We start from the raw sequence: 22,468 nt of genomic DNA, 5'->3' as shown, positions 1-22,468 counted from the left end.
CTGTCGACGAACCACGTTTTTCGCCTCATCGGGCCACACTGTTGATTGACCCACGTGGGTCAAACAACAGGAGTGACGACGATGACAGCCTTGCGACAGAAGATGATCGCGGCCATGCGTCAGCGTGGCTTTGCGCAACGTACCCACAACACCTACCTGATGGTGATTACTGATCTGGCACGTTATTTCCACCGTCCGCCAGACACGTTGAGTACCGACGACCTGCAACACTTCTTTAATCACTTGGTTCAGGAGCGCGGTTTGTCCGCCGCCAGCTGTCGTGTCTACCTGCACGGCGTGCGGTTCCTGTACTTGCACGTGTTGCAGTGGCCGTCGTTTGATGTGCCGCTCACCGTCCCCAAAAAACCGCAGCGGATTCCAGAACTGCTGACCCGCGACGAGGTTCGGCGGATCCTGGCCGCCTGCCAAAACCCCAAGCATCGCATGATGCTCGAACTGTGCTACGGCTGTGGATTGCGTGTGACCGAGGTCTGCCACCTGCGAGTCAGTGACATCGACAGCCAGCGTTACCAACTCCGTGTGACGCAGGGCAAGGGCGTCAAGGATCGTATGGTGCTACTACCGGTGACCCTGCTTGATCGCTTGCGCGATTACTGGCGCGCCTACCGGCCAGTCACATGGCTGTTCCCGAGCGCTCTGTTTCCCGATCAAGCACTGCACGCCAGTGCGCCGCAGAAGGCCTTTACCCAAGCCAAGCGCCTGGCCGGAGTCGAGCGGGTCGGTGGCATCCATAGTCTGCGCCATGCCTATGCCACCCATGTCTTGGAGCAGGGCCTGCCCGTTCATCAGCTCCAGCGGCTGCTGGGCCACCGCAACCTCCAGTCGACGATGCGCTACCTGCACTGGCTACCGAGCCAGCAAGGGGGAGATCAGTGTCATATTGACCTGGTAGCCGCCTTGGAGGTGAGCCATGACTAAGGCCGCTACCTTGCAGCAGGCGCTGATCCGCTTCCTCGATCCAACCGGTCTTGACCGCCAGCGCCAACGGGTGTGTACCCATCTGCTGGCCTGCCGAACGGAGGCGATGGGCGGGATGATCTTGCAGTGCTCCGACTGCGCCCACGTACAGCCACGCTACTTTGGCTGTCGCGATCGTCACTGCCCACAGTGCCAAGGCCGTGCCATGGAGCAATGGGCTGAGCGTCAGCAGGCCAATATCCTGCCGGTGCGCTATTACCACGTTGTATTCACGCTACCGCACAGCCTTAATGGCTGGGTTCAGCTTCATCCCGAGGTGATTCACCGGTTGCTGTTCCAGAGTGCCTGGCAAACGCTACGCACTTTTGGACGAGATCCCAAACGCCTTGACGGCGAGCTGGGGATGATTGCCGTGCTTCACACCTGGGGCCAGAACCTGAGCCAGCATGTGCACCTGCACTGTTTGGTTCCAGGTGGTGCTTTGGGGGACGATGGCCGCTGGCGTGGAGCGCATAGCAACTACTTGTTCCCGGTGCGGGCCTTGTCACGCCACTTTCGCGGGCACATGGTGAGCGCCCTGCGCCAGGCCGCCAGTGCAGGCGATCTCCACCGAGTCACCCGACCCGGTGACGTCGATGCTCAACTGAACACGCTGATGGCCACTGAGTGGGTGGTTTACAGCAAGGACTGCCTTGAACACACCCATGCGGTGGTTCGCTACCTAGCGCGCTACACGCGCCAAATCGCCATCAGCAACGCGCGTATCCTGGCTGTAGATGACCAGCAAGTGACCCTACGCTACAAAGACTATCGCGACCACGACCGACACAAGCAACTCATCCTTGGTGGTGAGGAGTTCGTGCGCCGCTTCCTGCTCCACGTCCTGCCCAAGGGACTGATGCGGGTGCGTCACTACGGTTTTCTGGCCAATCGCTGCCGTCGGCAACGTTTGGTGCAGATTCGTCGAGCGTTAGCGGTTGTTGAGCAAGCACCGGATGTCGATATGGCTGCCAGCGATGCGGAACTGGCCTACACCTGTCCACACTGCAAGCAACTCACATTACGGATGATCGGGACGCTCACCCCCCAGCGCCCCCTCTACGATCAACCGCCTAACCACAAGGAGCAACGCTATCGAGCATGACGTAACGCCATCCCCCTACAATGAACCTGATTATTCGACCTGCTGGCGGGTCGCGGATACGCTCGTCCCGGGGATGGATTTTAGCCCTAAGGCGCGCTACATTAGGTTAATTAAGGTTCGGGGGCGCTGAAATAATGACCAATATCACCACTAGAGCGAGTTACAACAGGCACGTATGCGCACGGCTTGATACCTCAGGCCGCATGCCCGTCAATACAATCCCCTATTAAATAGCCGCCTGATGGACGCGCCTTAGTCCAACAGGCATTTATTCGCCATGCTCCGCACGGCGAATAAATGCTTAACTGTTAAGCATACGACACTATGAATCTTGAGAGGGCGTTGAAAAGTCAGCTGGCATTGTTCACACCTTGCACAGTCATTGCATTTCGTTCAACAAGCTGCACCAGATCGCAGTGCGGCTATTTATCGACGTGGGCGGCGGTTAATTTGCGTTAGCCGATGATCTTCTCAAACTTGGCTATCAGAATTTTAGTGTTCTAGGTATTTCAAACGAAGCAATCCAAGCAACCAAGCAACGTTTCGAGACAGTCTCAAACACTGTGGAATAATTGTTCGTGGATATTACCACTCATACAACTCTGCCCAAACAGCGCTACGTTGTTTGGCATGATTGCGCAGTATTCCACTTTCTAGTTGTGCCAGGAACAGCTGTTTTAGCACGTAAACATAAACCTTGAGCAGGGTAAGTACATTACTCAGCGGACTGAAAGACACTGGGGGGAGGTGTAGCGTGCAGAAATAAGCTCTGCTCTCTTAATAAAGGAGAGCAGAGCGGTGATTTGGCATGTACATTTTGGTCCTGCCGCTAAGGGTCGGACTTGCTTGGCCTGACGAGCATTCGCTTGGATAAGCGGGAGCGCTCTTAACGTTCTACTCTGTCCAGCACTTCATGCATGCGGTCATGCGGGCTTGCCGGCGAAACGCTTTCTAATTGGGAAAAATCTCCACGTAAGGCTTTAAGCGCATAGCGTTCTTGGTCAATTTCTTTTGAAGTGCGTACGTCACGTTTACGGAAGATAACAATGGGTGGACACCATCCTTGCAATGCGTGTTGCAGCAGAAAGCCGGTTACCGCCGCAGGCAACAGGAGCCATCGCTTATCGACTAACGCCCCAAGGGCCACTCCAGCCAAGCTCAGGGTAGCCGCGTTCGCTTCCAGAGTGCGTTCAATATCCCACTCATGGTCGAGCTCATGCAGACGGTGCTCAATTTCATGAGGATATTGGGCGAAGTACGCAATGTTGTCTTCGGTGCGCCGCCGGATATGCTGGTTGATGCTTTCGGCAGTATTCTGCTCAACGCGTGAAGTCGTTGAAGGCAGCATGTGACCTCCTTATCCTTAAGTTAACATGTCCAAAGATATCTTTAACCAAGAGCTGGCAATCTTAACGCTAATCTAGATCTACACTTTTAGTTCTATAATTCACTCTTAGCAAGCGGTGGTTAAAGCTCAAGCGCCGATCAGTGGCCGCCTGAAAACCGCTTTGCTAACCACCACCCGCCAATCATTGCCACAAGCATCGCGACGAGAGGCGTGGTCAGTCCGACGACAGAGGCGATGGCAGGACCTGGACAGTAGCCCGAAAGCCCCCAGCCAATGCCAAAGAGCGCCGCCCCACCGAGCAAGCGGCTATCGAGTTCACGCTTGGTTGGTAGTTGAAATTTATCACCAAAAAAAGGGCTGCTCCGACGCAATACCAACCGGTAGCCGATGAAGGTAGTGATGACGGCCCCGCCCAGTACAAAGGCCAAGGTAGGATCCCATTCACCGGCGATATCCAGAAAGCCGAGAACACGCGCCGGATCGGTCATGCCCGAAATGGCGAGGCCGAGTCCGAACAAGAGCCCTGCGGCGTAAGCCATTAAGGTTCTCATGCCCCACCTCCTATCACATGTCGTGTGATATAGACGGTTGCCATGGCACTCAACAGAAACGTGACGGTAGCCGCCATCGAACGCGGCGATAGACGTGACAGGCCACATACCCCATGACCACTGGTACAGCCGCTGCCGAGCCCTGTCCCGACACCCACCAACAGCCCCGCAATCAACATCAGTATCACGCCACCGGCGGGATCACCTATAACCTCATTGGGCTGTCCCACCACGTTTCCCAGACCGCCTCCCGCCAGAACGAGCACAACAGGCCCGGTGACCAGGCCAACCAAGAACGCGGCCCGCCACGCGCTGTCGCCCTTGGGGCGCGTCGTTACCAGCGTGCCGGCGATGCCGCTGATCCCGGTGATACGCCCTAGTGTGGCCATCAACCAGGTGGCGGAAATACCGATGAGTATACCGCCGGCTAATCCTTGCAGATTTGAAGTCCAATCCACTTTGTTTACTCCTTAGTTTGGTGAACCTGTTGAGTGTTGGTTGTCTGAGCCAACGACGTTTCCTTTTGATGCAGGCTGTGCCAAGCATCGTAGGTGCTGAGGAAGACCTCGCCGCCGAGCGCTTTCATGAAATCGGAGCCACGAAGCTTGTCCATAACCGGTCCCTTGACCTCGGCCAGATGCAGCGCCACGCCGGCATCCTTCAACCGAGCGTTGATCTCCTCCAGGCTTTCCAGGGCCGAGGCGTCGATGGTATTAACTGCCTGACACGCCAGCACGATATGCTGCAATTCGAAGTCCCGGGAAATCAAGGCCATCACGGTATCCTCAAGGTAACGGGCGTTGGCGAAATAAAGGCTTTCGTCGATGCGGAGTATGACCAGACGCTTATCGGTCTCAACGTCGTGGCGCAGGACATTTCGGAAATGCTCGCTGCCCGGGACTCGGCCGATCACGGCGCTATGGGGGCGGCTGGTACGGTAGAGATGCAAGGCGAGCGACAGCCCTACGCCGGCCAGGATACCGCTTTCCACTCCATGGCCCAGGGTGGCGATGATGGTTGCCAACATGGCTACGCCATCACTGCGGGAATAGGTCCAGTTTTTTTGCACCGCGCCCAAATCCACCAATGATAGGACGGCGACGATAATGGTTGCGGCGAGCGTGGCGATGGGGAGATAGGCGATCAACGGTGTCAGCAGCAACGCGGCCAGTGTGATGCCTATGGCCGTGAACGCACCTGCCGCCGGAGTCTGAGCGCCGGCATCGAAATTGACCACCGAACGGGCAAAGCCACCCGTCACCGGCATGCCGCCAGAGAAGGAAGACGCGATATTCGAAGTGCCAAGACCGATCAGTTCCTGGTTTGGCTCGATGCGTTGCCGACGCTTGGCGGCCAAGGTCTGACCTACCGATACTGACTCTACGAAACCGACCACGCTTATCAGCAAGGCAGCTACTAACAGTTCACGCCATAGCCCAAGGTCCATACCTGGTAAGGTAAGCGGAGGTAGACCGGCCGGTACTTCGCCCACGACGGCTACGCCGTGCTGGTCGAGCTGCCAGGCCCAACTCGCTAGGGTGGTCAGCGCCACGGCAAGAATCGGTGTTGCCTTGGACAGCATATCCGCTGAGCGTGACGGCAGGCCTAGCGACAGGAGCCCTAGCTTTAACCAACGCCGGGCAGCATAAAGAAAGGCCAGCACACCTAAACCGATGGCAAGAGTAATGCCATGGAGGCTTCCTACGTTTCCCCACAGATCGCCCAGCAATTCGATCATGTTGTGACCCGAGGCTTCCACCCCCAGTAAGTGTCGGGCCTGACCGATCGCGATGAGCAGCCCCGAGGCGGTGATGAATCCGGATATCACGGGATGACTGAGAAAATTGGCCAAGAAGCCCAGTCGCGCCACCCCCATGAGGATGAGAAGCAAACCAGACATCAGTGCCAGTACCAGTGCAGCACCCAAGTATTCCGGCGACCCTTGCGGGGCGACGCGACCGATGGCCACCGCTGTCATCAGTGAGACTACTGCCACTGGCCCTACGGCAAGGGTGCGGCTGGTCCCGAAAATAGCATAAACGAACAGCGGAGCGATGCTTGCATAAAGCCCCACCTCGGGGGGAAGGCCCGCCAGCATGGCGTATGCTAGCGACTGCGGGATCAGCATGACGGTCACGATTACCGCTGCCAACAGGTCACTGGCCAACGTATCGCGTCTATAGCCGGGTAGCCACTGGAGGATGGGCAGATAATGCTTCAGGTTGGCCATAGCACGCTCACGACCCAGAATCACCCTTTGCCTGATGGGCTTGTTGTTCAAGCCTGTCGCGCAAGGGCTCCAAGTCATAGCCAGCCGCATTGGCTGATCCGATCAGCTCGGATACCGGACGCTGCGGGGCGAGTGATAATGCCCACAAATGGGCCACGCGTTTTCCCGTTCGGCAGAAGCCGAGCACGGGGGCCTTTGCAGAATGCAGCACATCTGAATAGGCGTCGATGTCCGCCTTTGCGTATTCCCCAGGCTTTACGGGAACTTCATGCCAGGCCATGCCCAGTGATTTGGCCTTAGCCTTGAGGGCATCGGGATCCGGCTGGTCATCACTTTCCCCGCGCGGGCGATTGGAGATAATGGTGCGGAACCCTTGTTCGGCAAGCTGTTCAAGTTCGTCGAGGCGAGGTTGTGCTGCCACGTAAAGGCGATCATCGAGTGGTTTGATATCCATAGGTTACCTCCTTGGTCGCTTTAGGAACGCGCCTCATCATCCCAGGCGGCCCCCGGTAGAGCATCGAGGGGAATCTTCAGGTAACGACGACCATTATCCTCTGGCTCTGGCAGGTCGCCGCCCCGGATATTGACTTGCAAAGCGTGCAGGATCAGTTTCGGCATGGGCAGCTTGGCGTCACGTTCGTTACGGCGATGAAGCTTTCCGCTGTTGGGCTGTCTTGGAGATGAATATTGGTTTCGCGCTGGACACTTACCGTGCTTTCCCACTCTGGCTCGCGATCGCCGGGCATGTAGTCGTGACCAGTAAAGAGCCGAGTGTCGTCCGGCAGTGCCAGAATGGCCTGAATGGAATCCCACAGCTTGTGAGCATTCCCCCCGGGGAAATCGGCACGGGCCGTACCACCATCCGGCTGAAACAGCGTGTCGTGCACGAACGCCGCATCGCCGATGACGTAGGTGATCGACGCCTTGGTATGGCCGGGCGAGAACATAATCCGGCCTTCTATCTCGCCCACGTGGAAAGTATCGCCCTCTACAAAAAGGTGGTCCCACTGTCGGCCGTCATCCGGAAAGTCGGGCCAGTTGTATATATCCTTCCATAGCGCTTGCACTTGCGTAACGTAAGCTCCTATAGCCGTTGGTGCCCCTGTCTTTTCCTTAAGATACTGTGCTGCCGAAAAATGGTCGGCGTGTGGATGCGTATCGAGTATCCAGTCAACGATGAGCCCCTCCCGTGCGACGTAATCTAGTAACTCATCAGCATGGTGGGTTGCAGTGGTCCCTGACTTCTCATCAAAGTCCAAGACAGGGTCAAGGATGGCACAGCGCCGTGTCGCAGGGTCACTGATAATATATTGAACGCTTGAGGTTCTTTGATCGAAAAAGCCGGCCACGTCCGGCCTGCCTGGTGAGTGTCGGAAATTACGCATATTCTTCCTCATTCTCCATTTTAGTTACAAGCCTAGACCATATTGGAATAACAAGAAAACAATGAAACATGTTTATACAAACATCAAGTAAAAGTGACATCTACCCTCTGATTGGGTTGCGCTACACTTTAGATTTCGATCCTACTAGCAAGGAGAACGGACATGCATGAGCGTTAGCACACAACAGTTCATAGGTCTCTTGGGTGAAGCAGATGCGGGGCTGCCTATTGATGAGCCATACCGTCGGCATGGTTTCTCGGAAGCAAGTTATTACTTATGGTGCAGCGAATTGGGTGGAATGAGCTAGCCAGATTCCAAGCGACTCAACGAACTCGAAGTCGCGAAGACAAGATTAAAGAAGCTTTTCACTGAGTCGCTACTGGAGATGATTGCCGCTAGCCACCGGGCTATTTAACTTCTGCCCAGCTTATAAATTAATAGGCATTAATACATGTAAAATTTAATAGTGCCTATTAAGCAAACAAAACCATAGAAAAAGCGCTTGCCATGTTTATTGGGGCAAGCGCTTTTTTACATATGCGCGCTAAAAAATTCCCATGTAACAAGCTAATTACTTAATGCTAGATGAAATTCCATATACAGAACAGCTACTTAGTCATTTAACATTAAGAGAGCATTAAGCGATATATCATAACACATTGACACGTATCAACTTTCTACCTTGAGCAAAGGCGTAATCTAAGGGTATTCCGACATTCGCCCTGCGAATGCCGTTTAATTCGCCAAGGAGGCGCTATGGACGCAATACGTCGCTCGCTCTTGGGTCAAATGGCACGCTTAAGTGCAGGCGCTGCGCTGATGCCGTTTTCAAGCCTTGCCCAAGCTGGCATTAATCAGCAACCTGCCCGCCGCGAAGGCGACCCAACTAAACGCTACGGTATGCTTATCGACTTACGCCAGTGCATCGGCTGCCAAGCCTGTACGGTGTCGTGTCATATCGAAAACGCTGCACCGCTGGGACAGTTTCGCACCACGGTCTCCCAGTATGAAGTACAGCATCAGGAAAGCGGCGAATTAGCCACCTTTATGCTGCCCCGGCTGTGTAACCACTGTGAAAACCCACCCTGCGTCCCGGTCTGCCCTGTAGAAGCCACTTACCAGCAGCAGGATGGCATTGTGGTGGTCGATAGCGACCGCTGCGTAGGGTGTGCCTATTGCGTCAATGCTTGCCCCTACGATGCTCGCTTTATTAACCAACGCACTCAAACCGCCGACAAGTGCACCTTCTGTGCCCATCGTCTAGAAGCCGGACTATTGCCCGCTTGCGTTGAGAGCTGCGTAGGCGGTGCCCGCGTGATTGGAGATATGCGCGATCCTCAAAGCCAAATCAGCCGCATGATTCATGAACATCGCGATGCATTGATGGTGCTACAACCAGAAAAAAACACCCTTCCTCAGGTGTTCTACCTAGGCATGGATGAGCGCTTCACCACGCGTCCTAAGGCCGAGCCCGTTGCGCTCGAAGTACTCGACCCCCACGGTCAGGAGATGGGCTATGAATTCCACCATTGAGCTACTGGCACCGCGCTATGACATCGCCTGGTACCCGTGGGCGGTTCAGTACTTTTTTATGATTGCGGTTTCCTACGCCAGCCTATGGCTAGCCGCCCCAGCACTGGTATTCGGTAAAAAAACCTGGCTGCCTACCGCACGTCTGGCGCTAATCGCTTGCGTTAGCACTACGCTAGTGGCGCCCGTTGCGTTACTCGCGGATTTGCACCAGCCACTGCGGTTCTGGCACTTCTACGCTTACGCCAATAGCCACTCGTGGATGTCGATTGGCAGCGTTGTTCTGCCGCTTTATTTGGTTAGCGTGCTTGGCCTTGCTTGGTTGGCATGGCGGCCCGCGCTGCAGGCACAGTGCGGCACTCCAGGACTCGGTGGCATGCTAGCCACCTGGCTTTCACTGGGCAGTGGCACAACGCCACGAGCAATAGTCGCGGTGGTAGGTCTGGCTGCGCTGGGGCTTTCCAGCGGCATTATGCTTTACACCGGTGCGGAACTAGCAATCGTAAAGGCCCGTCCGCTTTGGAACACCGTGTGGCTACCGCCCATGCTGGCGACCACCGGATTTATCGCCGCCTCCGGTCTGGTGTTAGTGCTGAACAGGGTTAGTGGGCTTTGTTCGCAAACCGCTATACGACAGATGCTGTATGTGCTGCTAGTGGCCTGTGCGCTAGCAGGATTGATCGCGCTTAGCTGGTTTTTAGATGGCGTAAATGCCCACGTAGGCTCAGTCGCCACCGCGCTGGAATCCGTGCGCCATAGCGCCTCGTGGCGCAACACTGCCCTCTGGGGAGGCATTACCGGCATCGCGCTGTTTGCCGCCGTGTTGTATTTATTGACTCGCCCTACCCTGCGCCAGCCCGGGCCGAGCGGCGCTCCAACCTCTAGCCAGCCAGCACTGTTTGCCTGGGCATGGTTGCTAGGCCTCGTCGCCATACACATGGGCTGGATGTTTCGCTGGGTGGTACTGATGGATGTTCAGCATGTGGCGCGCAATAGTGCCGGATTTCACCACTATGGTATTCCCGCCGGCTCTTCCGGCATTTTAGGCATTGTTGGCACCTTCGGTCTCTGGCTCGCCGTTATTCTCCTGATTGAACTGTTTATTCCCTGGCGACAGGCCCAACTAGGCGGCCTTATAGCAATGCCAACCCACGCTGCCCAAGATGCTTCTACTCATCCTCTCACCGCTAAAAAAGGAGCGTCTAGTCATGTCTAAGTCTGCTCAAGACCCGTCACGCCGCCGTTTTCTAAAAGGCGCTGCCGCCGCTGGTGGTGCAGCCACCTTTGCCGTGGGCTATGCCGACCCACTGGCAAAAATGGCCAAGGGCATTACCGGTAGCGCGGGTGAAAAACCCAGGCACAATATTCATGGCAACTCGCTGACCCCAGAATACCGCGTCGATTTAGACACTGGCGAACTCACCTTAACCCCCGGCCAGCGAGTCGCCTTCACTATTTGTTACGGCTGTACTACTCGATGCGGCGTGAGAGTGAGGGTCGATGACACCCTTGGCGAAGTACTGCGGGTATCAGGCAATCCCTACCACCCGCTGTCCGCCGACGACCATTTACCTATGCGTACACCGGTGGCGGATGCACTGCGTAGTGTTAGCGCCTATGGTGAACAGGGTCAGATAAACCGCTCCACCGCCTGCGCCCGTGGCAACGCCATGATGAGCCAAATTACCAACCCTTTCCGAGTCGACAACTGCCTGAAACGAGTAGGTGAACGTGGTAGCCGTCAATGGCAGAAAATCTCCTTTGAGCAGCTAATTGAAGAAATCTGCGAAGGCGGCGACCTGTTTAACGAAGGCCACGTTGATGGACTGCGCGATATTCGCGATCACGACACCCTGATTGACCCTGACAACCCTGAATATGGCCCCAAGGCCAACCAATTAATGGTGATGGAAGCCACTGACTACGGGCGTTCAGACCTACTCAAGCGCTTTACCCTCAATGCCTTTGCTACCCGCAATTATGGTCACCATGGCGCTTACTGTGGTTTGGCTTTCCGCATGGGATCTGGCGCGGTGATGAACAATATTGTCACCAACGCCCACGTTAAGCCAGATATCCAAAACGCACGCTTCATCATGTATATCGGCTGTGCGCCCAGCCAAGCGGGCAACCCGTTTAAACGCCAAGGCCGCTTGATTGCCCAAGCCCGTGCAGCCGGTACGTTGGAGTACGTGGTGGTCGACCCAGCGCTCAATGCCGCCACCTCCCACGCAGCCGACAACAACCGCTGGGTGCCTATTCGTCCTGGGACAGACAGCGCTTTTGCCATGGCAATCATCCAGTGGCTACTCGACAACCAAGGCTATGCTAGTGACTTCCTAGCTCTGCCCGGCCAAGCCGCCGCCAATGCAGCGGGCGAAACCACCCACTCCAACGCCACTCATTTGGTGATTGACACCTATGAACACCCCCGCAGAGGTTATTTTCTTCGCGCCAGCGACCTGGGCCTAGCGGAAGCGGATAACGATGCTGACTCGCCGATGGTAGTCGCCAATGGCGAACTCGCGCTAAGCGAAGAGGTGATGACCGCCGAGCTCTTTGCCGAACGTCCGGTTGAGCTTGCCGATGGCACCACCGTGACCGTCAAAAGCAGCCTGACGTTGCTAAGCGAATCTGCCCACGAGTACGACCTAGACACCTATGCCGAGCATTGTGGCATTCCCAAGGCGACGATTATTGAATTGGCCAGCCGCTATGCCAGCCATGGCAGAAAAGCCGCTGTTAACTGTCACGGCGGCATGATGTCGGGTAACGGTTTCTACGCCGCGTTCAGCGTGCAAATGCTGAACTTACTGGCGGGCAACTACAACATGAAGGGTGGCAGCGCCGTGGGCGGCGGCACTTACAGCGGTACCGGCGAGGGCCCACGCTACGACTTAGCCAACTTTCCTGGTAAGCGCGCACCTCAGGGGGTATTTCTATCCCGCTCGCGCTTCCCCTACGAAAAGTCTTCCGAGTATCAGCGCAAAGTCGCCGCAGGCGAAAATCCTTACCCGGCTAGAGCGCCGTGGCGCTCGTTGGCACCGCCGACACTCACAGAGCACCTACCCTCTGCACTAGATAGCTATCCTTACCCCATCAAAGCGGTGATTGGCTGTATGGCCAACCCGATTTATGGTCAGGCCGGTCTGAAAAGCGTCATTGTCGACAAGCTGAAGGACCCTAAGCGTCTAGGGCTCTTTGTCGCCGTGGATGGCTTTATCAATGAAACCAACCGCTACGCCGACTACATCGTGCCTGATTCCGTGATGTACGAGGTGTGGGGGTTTACTGGCGCGTGGAAAGGCACCCTCGGCAAACTAACCACCGCCTGCTGGCCCGTAGTTGAGCCACGCCAGCAAAAAACCGCCGAGGGAGAACCGGTGTCAATGGACAGCTTCTTTATTGCCGTGGCCAAGCGCCTGGGTCTGCCCGGCTTTGGCGACAACGCAATTCCCGATGCCCAAGGAAATCTGCACCCGCTCAATCGCGCTGAGGATTACTACCTGCGAGCCGCGGCCAATATCGCTTTTCAAGAAGAGCCACTGCCAGAAGCAGATGACGCTGATATTGCTCATGGAGGCATTGCCCCACTGCTGCCTAAAATCGCAAGAACGCTAAAATCTGATGAACGCGCTAGAGTTGCCTATCTCTATGCCCGGGGTGGACGCTTTGAAGATGCCAGCGAGCACTTCATCGGTGAAAAATTGAAATACCAGTGGAAGCAAACGCTGTGTGTTTACAACGAATCGGTAGGCACCAGTATTGATACCACTAATGGCCTGCCCAATAGCGGCGTCCCCTGCCATAAGCTGCCTCAGATGGCGAACAAGCAACCTATGCGCGAGATATTTTCTGAGCAGGAGTGGCCGCTGCTAGCCTTCTCGTTCAAATCCAATCTGATGAACTCTTACGCCATTGGGAGTGAGCGGCTACGTATGATCAAGCCTTATAACCCGATACAAATGCACCGCCAAGACGCCGAGCGCTTTGGTATCCAGCACGGTGATACCATTCGCATAGAAAGCCCTGGCGGAAGCGTTGTGGGATTGGCACTAGTCAGTGAAAGCGTAATACCTGGCGCCCTGGGCATTGAGCACGGCTATGGCCACAAGGATTTAGGTGCCACGCCACATGTCATCGACGGGGTATCCCAGCCGGATATGCCCTGGATGCGTGCAGGTATCAATATTAATGACCTAGGCTTTCAAGACCCCACACGGAAAGTAGATGGCACTTGGCTAGAGCCAATCAGTGGGGCCAGCGTGCGCCAAGGCTTACCAGTAAAAGTTAGACGAGTCTAACCAATGCAGAGCAATAGAATATATACAGCTAGCTTTACAAATTTGGAATGAAAAAAACAAGGACGCCCTCATGAGCTTCTAAGGGTGTCCGCTAAGGCTGTAGTGGTCAATTAAAACTGGCCAACGGTTTATAGTTAACTCAGTATTTTTTCTCTGCCTGGTTCGGACACTTATCAACTTGACTAGAAACGCAACATTTTAACTGTCACTTATCTGCTAATTGCTGGCGATATGGTCGTTATATTCATTCATGAGTGGGTGCTCGGAGGAATTGTTGGCCTATTAGGCCGTAGCCACAGGCATGATCTTGTGTCATCAGATGACGAGGTTCAAAGGTCCAAAAGTGGTGGAGCCTAAATGCCCTAGATAGGGAACCATCTTTAAGTACACGGCTCATCCAGCCCAGACTCCCATAAGCAGCCAGCACGAATAGTCAGCGAGCTGGTTACAGTGCTGGGCTGGCTACTGTGACTTCTCTAGGGCTTTGGAGCGTTCGGCTCGTCCAAGGTGTCGTTCAAAAATTGACTAGCCATAGCCTAGAGCTTGCCGATCCTTTCAAACATCCTAAATCAAACAATGAGAGTGTACCTTGTGAGGCCTCCGTGCTTAATGCATTTAGCAAAGTTGAAATTACACGCGATGATCTGTCTTAAAGCCTAATTTTAACTAACACTCTGCAAAGAGTTTCTCGCTGCTTACCACCATACTTTATTCCCTTTGAATGCCCCATTTATTCCTGAAGAACGCTGTAAATGATGCCTTGTATGGATGGCAGGGGAATCCCAGGATACAGTAAACCCTGCGACGGACGTGACGGCATCACTTATGAAAGCCCTTGGCCACATTGAACCCATAACAACCGCTAAAATTTACTAAAAAGTGGGTTAAATTAGCGGCTCTATACGTCCACTACCTCTTTTAAGCGCTTTCTGCATCACTTCATAATCAATGTTTGAGCGCTTTTGTTCCGGCAGTTCGTCAGCTTTGTTAACGATATTCAGCAAGTCGCTTATGCTCGTTTCTTGTTCATTACGCGAAGTAAATGCCTGCAAGTACGGCAAGTGGTCGGCGTCCCAGCCAAGCTTGATCGGCTCATCGATAATATTGACCTGGGTACCGTTGGGTATTTGCTCAAATACGGCTTTAATATCGTCGGGGTGCATACGGATACAACCTCGACTGGCGCGCATGCCAATGCCATCTGGTTGGTTCGTGCCATGAATTAAATAACCAGGAATATCCAATAAGATGGCGTGCTGACCGAGGGGATTGTCGGGCCCTGGCGGAACAACGTCAGGCGGTGGGTCGCCGCGTTCAGCCGCTTCCTGACGAACGGATTCGGGTGGATACCAAGCGGGATCCTCAAGGCGCATAGTGGTTTTAGTAATCCCCAATGGTGTATCGAATCCATCGCGGCCAATGCCAATGGGGTAGGTCTCGACGCGAGGTGTTTCTCCATCTTGCACCTCGGGATAGTAGTAAAGCCGCAGCTCCGCGATATTGATAACCACTCCCTTACGCTCCACATCTGGCAGTATGTGCTGCGCCGGAATCTGAACCTGCGTTCCTTTCCCAGGAACCCAAAGACTGATGTCAGGATTGGCCCTTCGAATTTCTTCGTAGCCGACACCGTGTGTGTGAGCAATATCGAGCAGGATATCCGCCTCGTCCTCTACACTGACAGTGTAGGTCTCACCCACGATGTTACCGGCTTCAGGCAAAGGGTAATGCCCTAGTGGTCGTGATGTCTCGGCTACAGCCGATAATGAAATAAGCCACAATGCCATCATGAATGCGCAGCGAAGCAGACGACCACCGCATGTAGTTTTTACAAAGCAAGAGCTCATAAGAAACGTTACTCACTATACGACTAAAAACTCATTAGGCATGATGAACATTAACTGTAAATGAAGCGCTGATAATGGCGGCTGTTCGCGTTGAGTGATGCCGTCTAGTTGATGGTTTGAACAGTTTCGATCTGTCGGCTGTAAAATGGAGGCTGCCTCATATTAACTTCATCCCCGAATGGCATACTGCTGATAGAAAACACTTTCTATGCCTTTGCGGAGTAAGTATGCGGGTATTACTGGTCGAAGATGATGCCCCGGTAGCGGCTGGCGTCGAAGCAGGATTGGCGCTGAGCGGCTTTGTGGTTGATACCGTCACCACCCTGGATGCTGCGAAAGGTGCGCTAGCCACAATTAACTACGATGCTGTTATTCTCGACCGTCGGTTGCCCGATGGAGATGGCTTGACGTTATTGAAGCATTGGCGTCATGCGAGCGTGGCGACGCCAGTGCTGATGCTAACGGCTCGAGATGCGGTAGCGAACCGCGTCGAGGGCCTTCAGGGAGGCGCAGACGACTATTTGATCAAGCCGTTTGATCTTGACGAGTTAACGGCCCGGCTCCAATCGCTTTTACGCCGTTCGGCAGGGCAAGTGGATCACGCCATTCGTCACGGTAGCCTGGCATTAGACCCCGTTACACGTAGCGTCACGCTTGATGGAGAACCCGTCGTCCTATTACGACGCGAGTTAATGCTGCTGGAAGCACTGATTCGAGCTCGCGGGCGAATTCTGAGCGCCGATCAATTGAAGGACTGCCTTTACGGTATTGATGATGAGATCGAAAGCAATGCGCTTAATGTGCACATCTACCAACTGCGTCGCAAGCTGGGGCGCAACGTGATCGAAACCGTGCGAGGTGTGGGTTATCGACTTGGCAAATACAACAGTGATGCGACATCATGAATCTGCGCTTACGTCTGGTTGCTACACTTGGAATTACGTTAACGCTGCTGTGGGGTATTACGGCAGCATGGTCAATGCGCGACCTGTCGACCCAGCTTGAGCATTCACTTGACCAGCGTCTGGCGCAATCGGCGCGAATGGTGGCTGGTTTGTTGGATCGCGTGCCTACAACGTCTTGGAACAGTGAAGAAGATGGAACGTCAGCTATTCCCTCACTCGATGGTCTTGCTTGTCGGGTATCGTCACTTCGTGGCCAAGTGGTGGCGGGTACGCACCCTGAGATGAACGATGTACTTGCTGTCGAGGCTGAGGGGTATCGTTATCGCGAGCACAACGGGCAGCGCTGGCGAGTTTACACGTTAGTTGATAACGACAAGCGTATTACGGTGGCAGATCGTCTGAAAGAGAGAGAAGCACTGCTGCAGCAGGTTCGCCGGGCCGCGCTTTACCCATTTCTACTGGCGCTGGTGGGCAGTCTTGTTGCGCTATGGTGGGGGGTAACACGAGGACTTTCGCCGCTTGCCAAGTTACAACAACGACTTATCCTGCGCGAACACAATGACCTTTCGGCACTACCTCTTCATGGGTTGCCTGGTGAAATCCGCCCGCTGATCGATAGTTTCAATACGCTACTGGCACGAACGCGTCGTATGCTCGAATTGGAGCAGCGCTTTACCGACGATGCCGCCCACGAACTTCGAACACCGTTAACTGCCATTCGCACACATCTGCAAATCGCGAGGCGTGTTGACGGTCACCAGCAGCACGAAGCGATGCAGCAAGCTGAAGCTGGGGTAGATCGACTAACGAAAACGCTTGGTCAGCTTTTGCTATTGGCGAGAATGGAAAGTGAGGACATCACACTTGCCCGTCGTCCTGACCCTACTCCTCTTGGGGGGGCACTGGTGACTGCGATGACTGAAACCGGTAGCCGTGATCATTGTCATTATCCCCAAGGCGTTAACCAAGTACATGTCGCCCTAACTGAGTCGCTTCTAGTGACGGTTCTACGCAACCTGCTCGAAAATGCGATGCGTCACGGCGCACTCGGTGCGCCGATAGAGATTTCCGTACAGGAATCAGAGGGAATGGCAGTCATCGATATTACTAGTCAAGGTGAAACCATTGCTTCCGAACACCTCTCTCGACTGACGGAGCGCTTTCACCGGGGAGATCATCCTAAAGGCAGTGGTTTGGGTCTTTCGATCGTCGAGGCGATTGTCACCCGGGCAGGAGGCCGGGTGACGTTCGCGTCTGGCAATGGTGTTGGGCTAAAGGTGACGCTTCAATTGCCTTCGGGTTGAACCGTTTAGGTCAAGGTGTGTCACTCCCCATAATGGCTCGAAGCTTTTCTGGCGAGGGAGCACCCATCACACTGTGCACGTCACCGTTATCATCCTGATAAAAGGTCGCTGGCGTTGCGAAGAGTTGGCCATCGCGCATTAGCTGGGTGTTTTCACTAACCCACTGCTCGCTTTGGTCATCACCTTGATTTTCGGGCATGGCACCGTTGCGGTAATGCTCAGCCAGCGCTTCGCCAGGATTATCCGCATTGAGTATCGCGGCTGCCTTTTCAGGGCTGTCTGCTTTGAGAATACCTACCATCAAATGACGAATCTGAACTTCGCCACTTTCTACCCAGGGTTGGGCGTCTTCCCACAGTTGTCGGCAGTAAGGACAGTTGGGGTCACTAAAGGTATATACGATGCGGGGTGCCTCTTTATCGCCATCGCGCACCCAGTGTTGATCAGCCATTTCTTGCCATAGCTCGGCGTTTCTTGGGCCGTTGACGAGCTGCTCTAGCCGCTCAGCTGATACGTCCTGACCCTCGGCATTAATCAGCGTACCTATTACAGCATGCTCGCCTCCTGAGGTGAGGTATGCTGCGACAGTCTGACCACGAGCACTACCGGCATACCCAGTAAGTCCGTCAGGTGCATCGAATTCACCATGAATCGTAAGGCCTTGCTGTTCGAGCTCTTGAATAGGGGCAGGCCACTCATCCGCAGTCGCATGCAGGCTTGTTGCCAGAGCGACGCTAGCCCCAAGAGTTAGTGTAAGGCGTAGCGTTGTCATACAGGGGTAGAAAGCGAACATGTGTGTCATCTCCGTAGTGAGTCAGTTAGGGGCTGAAACGCTCAAGACTGCGGTTGAGGGTGGCGCGAGAGAGCTCACCAAAGTGAGTATCTATAAGCGTGCCATCGGCGTTGTAATAAAGCGTTGTGGGCATGGCCATAGCGCCCACTTCGTGGCCGAGCGCATTGTTCCGATCAAGGTAGACATTATCGAGCGCGAGTGACTCTTGCTGTAAAAAGGCGTTAACGGTGCTGAGGTTCTCGCCCTGATTGACGAACACGAACGTTACGTCGTCTCGCTCTTGTTGAGCCTGCTCAAATACAGGCATTTCGCGTCGACACGGCGGGCACCAGCTGGCCCAAAGATTGACCACCATGGGGCGATCAGCTTCGCTTAGCATAGTGGGAAGTGTCACTTCGCCATTCTCAAGCGTGGTTAACGGCGTCGGAGGAATGCTAGCACCTTGAGATACCATGAGTGCCAGTGCCCCCGCCGTCAGCGACCAGGCCAGCGCCCCGGATATTACGGCTATCCCGAGCGGTCTACGCTCACGAGGTTGGCGCCATAGCCGCCAGACAAGATAAACCAAGGCGACGACAAGGCCCGCTAGCGGCTCGAAACCGCGATCGCGTATGTCGAGCCACGACCAGAACGTGTCGTAGCTTTCACCATATTGGACGATGAAAACGAGTCGCGCCCCGATCATACCCAAGAGCACGGCATTGAAGATGCTATCGCCAACGTTGACCTTTCGTCGGCGGCCTAGCCAGCCTCCGATGATCAGTGCTACAACTATCGAAAGCATCAGCAAAAGCTGTCCCACGCTCAGAGCTAACGGGCCGATGACGAGGCTGCGATCCAGGGGACTCATGAACCACCTCCAGTGGTACTACTGCCGGTTTGTTTGGCTTGATCGAAGCGCTCCAGAAATGTGTCAGCGTCTAGCTCGCCGATAATGCGCGCACTGCGCCGCTCGTGCCCGTCAGAGCCGAACCACATTAGCGTTGGCGGCCCAACGATGCCAAAGTGCTCCATGATCTCCTTGTCAGATGCGTCGTAGTTAGTTACGTCGATGCTCAATCGTTGCACATTCTCCAGTTCGGCTTGAACAGTGGGGTCAGCGAAAACTTCCTGTTCGATCACCTTACAAGAGATGCACCAGTCGGCCGTAAATTCGACGAGCGTCATCTGGCCGCTAACCCCGGTCTGGGCAATACGGGCGTCTAGCGTGGCTAGATCTTCAACCTCATCAAAGGTAAGCGGTTGTTCATCGTTTAACACCGAATCTGCTGTGTTTGAACCTCCATTAGTGGATGTAAAAATCGCTAGCGGACGCCAGGGATCAGAGCCACCGCCGGCAGCACCGATTAACATTAGCGCGCTCCATATGGCTATGCTCGCTGCACTGGCGGTCAAGATTTGAGGCGTGATGCTACTATGGCCGTTGTTACGAGCAAGCGTCATGAGGGTTATCGCAAAGCTAAGTGCTAGGGCGCCCCAAAGGCCGAGAACGATGGCATCAGGTATTACGCGAGCCACAAACCAAATCGCCATCCCCAGTAATGCAAAGCCGAAAAGCGCTCTGATGCGAATCATCCAGGCACCCGGCTTAGGTAGTAGCTGGCTACCCACGGTGCCGATCAGGATTAGTGGTAGGCCCATTCCGAGTCCAAGCGATAACAGGGCTGCGCCTCCCAACCAGGGGTTGCCACTATCAGCAATGAACAGTAGCGCTCCCGCTAACGGCGCGGTCATGCAGGGACCCACCAGCAGTGCAGAGAGCACGCCCATGATGGCAACCCCTTTCAAGCGACCACCACGTTGACGCGACATGCCTGAATCAAGCCGCTGGCGAAGCGCTCTCGGTAGCTCTAATTCGAATAAGCCGAACATGGCCAAGGCGAGAACGATAAACAGTAGCGAGAACAGGCCGATAAACCAGACGTTCTGAAACAGCATCTGTAGATTGGCGCCTGCCATGGCAGCGGCCACGCCGAGTAACGCATAGGTGGCCGCCATGGGCAGGACGAAGGCAGTAGACATCACTAAGCCTGCCGCTCGGTGGCTCTCTCCCTCCTCTCGCCGACCTACAATCAGGCTCGACAGGATCGGTACCATCGGCAACACACAGGGCGTGAATGTCAGTAACAACCCCATGCCGAAAAATGCCGCCAGCGTCCAGAACCAATTACCTCCGGCCAGTTGCGCCGCCAGTTGCTGATCTTCTGCCATCGTGTTGTCTGAGTCTGAAGTAGGGCTTGATTCAGATGAGGATATGTTCGTGGCTTCTGGTGGCTCGTCCGTTTTGGATATGTCCTGGCCAGCAGACGCTAAGTCAAAGGTCTGTTCCTGAGGTGGATAGCAAAGGCCCGCATCGGCGCAGCCCTGCCAGCGAAGAGTAATTGTTTCAGCATTGCCAGGCTGGGTGATCATACTCAACGAATGACGATAAACCTCAGAGCGTCCAAAATACTCGTCCTCAATGGTTTCCCCGTCAGGGATATTCAGCGATAGCTCACGCCCATCGGCTTCAGCAGAAAAACGGTGGCGGTAAAGGTAGTAATCGGGCTCGATTTGCCAATCAATCTCCAGAGATTCGCCATCATGGCTAAGTGTTGGCTTGAAGACTTGCTCTGGAGGAAGAACGCTCTCCTGCTGGCCAAAAAAAGATTGTGCAGTGGCTACTGTCGTAACGCTTAGCAACCCCAGTAATAGTACCCACTGCACCAGCCTAAAGCACATGGCCTCTTGTATCGGCCTGTTCATAGCTCGCATTTCCAGCACTCCTGATTCGATGCTGGATAGGATGGCTTATGGGGATTAACTGAAAATGAAGGTTTTCCTGCCTAGTGGCTTGGCTGGCGTACAGACGGCCCTACCTGATACTCGGGCAGTGACCGACGCACTGCTTTCAGCGGCCCGGAGCAGGGTCCCATGACGCCCTTCTCCGCCGTCAACGATGTTAGTTCAACACGAAAAAGCGAGGTTACAGGATGGGGGCGAGTACAATTTTTGTGGTGCTGGCGGCGCTTTTCTGGGGGTTATCTGGCGGGATCGGCGGAATCCTTATAGCCGACGGTTGGGACGCGTTCGTGGTTTCCTTCTACCGGGTGCGATCGGACTACTGTGCGTCCTCATCTGGCTAATACTGCGTCCACACAGTAGTGGCCTGACAAAACGCCGGTTATGGTTCTGGTCAGTCATCGCCGGTGTCGGCGTAGGGGGTAACTTCTCGTTCTATTTCTTAAGCATTGCGCACGGTAGCGTTGCTGTTGCGGCTACATTGATGTACAGCGCCCCAGTCTTCGTATATCTCGTATCCTTCGCTCTAAGGCTCGAAAGTCCCACGCCGCTGAAGTGGGCCGCGATCGCAGTAGTGATTCTTGGTGTCGTATTGCTTACACTGATTTATGACGTCGGTGCGAGTGGCGTTACGGCGATGGGTGTAGGTGCTGGTCTGCTTGCCGGACTGTCCTACGCAATATTCATTTACGGCTTCAAGTATGCGGCGCCACACGGTAGCCCGCAGGCTATTCTCTCTATCGCGCTTATGGTACTTGCCAGTATTCTTATCTGGCCGAGTGATGTTGGCCAGGCGGTTGCTGTCCTGAGCACGCCGGATTGGCCGCTATTCGCAGTACTCGGCGTGCTCGGCGCAGGTTTGTCTTTTGTTCTTTATATCATCAGCTTGAATCATACTGCCCCGGCCGTGGCCTCCGTTGTGGCAATGATCGAACCGGCCACCGCGACGCTGTTCGGAGTCGTGGTGTTAAGCGAAACCCTGGTAGGGCCGCAAATTCTGGGTATGGGACTGATATTAGTCACAGTGACCGCGCTGAGCGTCTTTTCAAGCTCTGGACGGCCACCCTCCGGATAGAATCACTAGCTGGTTATCGTTCTGATCTAGGATCCAACGCTGTGATTACAGCTATCTGTAGGTATTGACGACTTGCGAAGGGTGAGCAGAGAAAGGTAACGAGTTTTTTCTTGGCTTATTTGATATTTGCCTAACTAAATATTACAGAAGGCGCGGAGTAGCCAAACCGCTCAAGCTATCCATTATATCAAAATTGACTAAATTTCCGCTATTGGCCGGGCAACGACGACCTGAAATAGGCCGTCGTTTATCCTTATCAAACCTCTGTCTGTTCTGCCATTTCCAACGCATCATCTACCTCTATTCCTAGATACCTGACGGTGCTTTCCAGC

The 22,468-nt window shown here is 54.7% G+C and carries 17 protein-coding genes and 3 pseudogenes; 10 read left to right on the top strand and 10 right to left on the bottom strand.

Annotation, left to right across the window (positions count from 1 at the left end; all coding sequences use genetic code 11):
- Nucleotides 1-81 precede the first annotated feature (81 nt).
- On the top strand, nucleotides 82-939 hold the full coding sequence (locus V8L70_RS14945; protein ID WP_336269973.1) for a tyrosine-type recombinase/integrase: 858 nt from the start codon (nucleotides 82-84) through the stop codon (nucleotides 937-939).
- A complete protein-coding gene (locus V8L70_RS14940; RefSeq protein ID WP_336269971.1) occupies nucleotides 932-2,083 on the top strand; it encodes an IS91 family transposase in 1,152 nt (383 codons plus the stop codon). Before V8L70_RS14945 ends, V8L70_RS14940 begins: the two co-directional genes overlap by 8 nt.
- 886 nt (nucleotides 2,084-2,969) lie before the next feature.
- Here the strand turns inward: V8L70_RS14940 and V8L70_RS14935 are convergent.
- From V8L70_RS14935 to V8L70_RS14910, 6 genes and pseudogenes are all read right to left on the bottom strand, one after another.
- Nucleotides 2,970-3,431, bottom strand: a complete 462-nt coding sequence (locus V8L70_RS14935) for a DUF2892 domain-containing protein (RefSeq protein ID WP_172117333.1) — start codon at nucleotides 3,429-3,431, stop codon at nucleotides 2,970-2,972.
- A gap of 137 nt (nucleotides 3,432-3,568) precedes the next feature.
- A complete protein-coding gene (locus V8L70_RS14930; protein WP_133732291.1) occupies nucleotides 3,569-3,982 on the bottom strand; it encodes a DUF6691 family protein in 414 nt (137 codons plus the stop codon).
- A complete protein-coding gene (locus tag V8L70_RS14925; RefSeq protein ID WP_133732292.1) occupies nucleotides 3,979-4,440 on the bottom strand; it encodes a YeeE/YedE family protein in 462 nt (153 codons plus the stop codon). The genes V8L70_RS14930 and V8L70_RS14925 overlap by 4 nt, the downstream gene beginning before the upstream one ends.
- A gap of 5 nt (nucleotides 4,441-4,445) precedes the next feature.
- Nucleotides 4,446-6,212 carry a SulP family inorganic anion transporter gene (locus V8L70_RS14920; protein WP_336269970.1) on the bottom strand — a complete coding sequence of 589 codons (1,767 nt, stop codon included), beginning with the start codon at nucleotides 6,210-6,212 and terminating at the stop codon, nucleotides 4,446-4,448.
- A gap of 7 nt (nucleotides 6,213-6,219) precedes the next feature.
- Nucleotides 6,220-6,666, bottom strand: a complete 447-nt coding sequence (locus tag V8L70_RS14915) for a protein tyrosine phosphatase family protein (RefSeq protein WP_039857569.1) — start codon at nucleotides 6,664-6,666, stop codon at nucleotides 6,220-6,222.
- A gap of 20 nt (nucleotides 6,667-6,686) precedes the next feature.
- Nucleotides 6,687-7,597, bottom strand: a pseudogene (locus V8L70_RS14910) (MBL fold metallo-hydrolase).
- Nucleotides 7,598-7,763: 166 nt separating this feature from the next.
- Between V8L70_RS14910 and V8L70_RS22940 the strand changes: the two are divergent.
- From V8L70_RS22940 to V8L70_RS14885, 5 genes and pseudogenes are all read left to right on the top strand, one after another.
- A pseudogene (locus V8L70_RS22940) lies at nucleotides 7,764-7,982 on the top strand (transposase); the annotation flags it as partial.
- A 4-nt stretch (nucleotides 7,983-7,986) separates the two neighbouring features.
- Complete coding sequence (locus V8L70_RS14900; protein WP_083868688.1) at nucleotides 7,987-8,061, top strand: YgaP family membrane protein; 75 nt, start codon at nucleotides 7,987-7,989, stop codon at nucleotides 8,059-8,061.
- A 292-nt stretch (nucleotides 8,062-8,353) separates the two neighbouring features.
- Nucleotides 8,354-9,130 carry a sulfate reduction electron transfer complex DsrMKJOP subunit DsrO gene (gene dsrO, locus V8L70_RS14895; protein WP_039857572.1) on the top strand — a complete coding sequence of 259 codons (777 nt, stop codon included), beginning with the start codon at nucleotides 8,354-8,356 and terminating at the stop codon, nucleotides 9,128-9,130.
- On the top strand, nucleotides 9,114-10,343 hold the full coding sequence (nrfD, locus tag V8L70_RS14890) for an NrfD/PsrC family molybdoenzyme membrane anchor subunit (protein ID WP_336269967.1): 1,230 nt from the start codon (nucleotides 9,114-9,116) through the stop codon (nucleotides 10,341-10,343). Before dsrO ends, nrfD begins: the two co-directional genes overlap by 17 nt.
- On the top strand, nucleotides 10,336-13,431 hold the full coding sequence (locus V8L70_RS14885) for a molybdopterin dinucleotide binding domain-containing protein (protein ID WP_039857575.1): 3,096 nt from the start codon (nucleotides 10,336-10,338) through the stop codon (nucleotides 13,429-13,431). Before nrfD ends, V8L70_RS14885 begins: the two co-directional genes overlap by 8 nt.
- A gap of 884 nt (nucleotides 13,432-14,315) precedes the next feature.
- Here V8L70_RS14885 and V8L70_RS14880 read toward each other — a convergent pair.
- A complete protein-coding gene (locus V8L70_RS14880; RefSeq protein ID WP_233975285.1) occupies nucleotides 14,316-15,221 on the bottom strand; it encodes a L,D-transpeptidase family protein in 906 nt (301 codons plus the stop codon).
- Between the two features lie 284 nt (nucleotides 15,222-15,505).
- Between V8L70_RS14880 and V8L70_RS14875 the strand changes: the two genes are divergently transcribed.
- Together V8L70_RS14875 and V8L70_RS14870 are read left to right on the top strand one after the other, a co-directional pair.
- The gene (locus V8L70_RS14875) at nucleotides 15,506-16,183 is read left to right on the top strand and encodes a response regulator (protein ID WP_039857579.1); all 678 of its coding nucleotides are present in this window, start codon (nucleotides 15,506-15,508) and stop codon (nucleotides 16,181-16,183) included.
- Entirely contained in the window at nucleotides 16,180-17,487 is a 1,308-nt protein-coding gene (locus V8L70_RS14870) for an ATP-binding protein (RefSeq protein ID WP_336269965.1), read from the top strand. Before V8L70_RS14875 ends, V8L70_RS14870 begins: the two co-directional genes overlap by 4 nt.
- 10 nt (nucleotides 17,488-17,497) lie before the next feature.
- Here V8L70_RS14870 and dsbG read toward each other — a convergent pair whose 3' ends face one another.
- Genes dsbG through dsbD form a run of 3 tightly spaced genes read right to left on the bottom strand, consistent with a single transcriptional unit; the run spans nucleotide 17,498 to nucleotide 21,025 of the window.
- Nucleotides 17,498-18,280, bottom strand: a complete 783-nt coding sequence (gene dsbG, locus V8L70_RS14865; protein WP_231125669.1) for a thiol:disulfide interchange protein DsbG — start codon at nucleotides 18,278-18,280, stop codon at nucleotides 17,498-17,500.
- 25 nt (nucleotides 18,281-18,305) lie between these two features.
- A complete protein-coding gene (locus V8L70_RS14860; RefSeq protein WP_336269962.1) occupies nucleotides 18,306-19,130 on the bottom strand; it encodes a TlpA family protein disulfide reductase in 825 nt (274 codons plus the stop codon).
- A complete protein-coding gene (gene dsbD, locus V8L70_RS14855; protein WP_336269961.1) occupies nucleotides 19,127-21,025 on the bottom strand; it encodes a protein-disulfide reductase DsbD in 1,899 nt (632 codons plus the stop codon). The genes V8L70_RS14860 and dsbD overlap by 4 nt, the downstream gene beginning before the upstream one ends.
- Before the next feature lie 227 nt (nucleotides 21,026-21,252).
- On the opposite strand from dsbD, the pseudogene V8L70_RS14850 reads away from it, so the two are divergent.
- Nucleotides 21,253-22,136: pseudogene (locus tag V8L70_RS14850) on the top strand (EamA family transporter).
- Nucleotides 22,137-22,468 lie beyond the last annotated feature (332 nt).

Origin of the sequence: Vreelandella arctica (assembly GCF_037070215.1) — a bacterium.
In the GTDB taxonomy this organism is placed as follows: Bacteria; Pseudomonadota; Gammaproteobacteria; order Pseudomonadales; family Halomonadaceae; genus Vreelandella; species Vreelandella arctica.
This window is presented reverse-complemented; position numbering and strand designations above follow the sequence as displayed.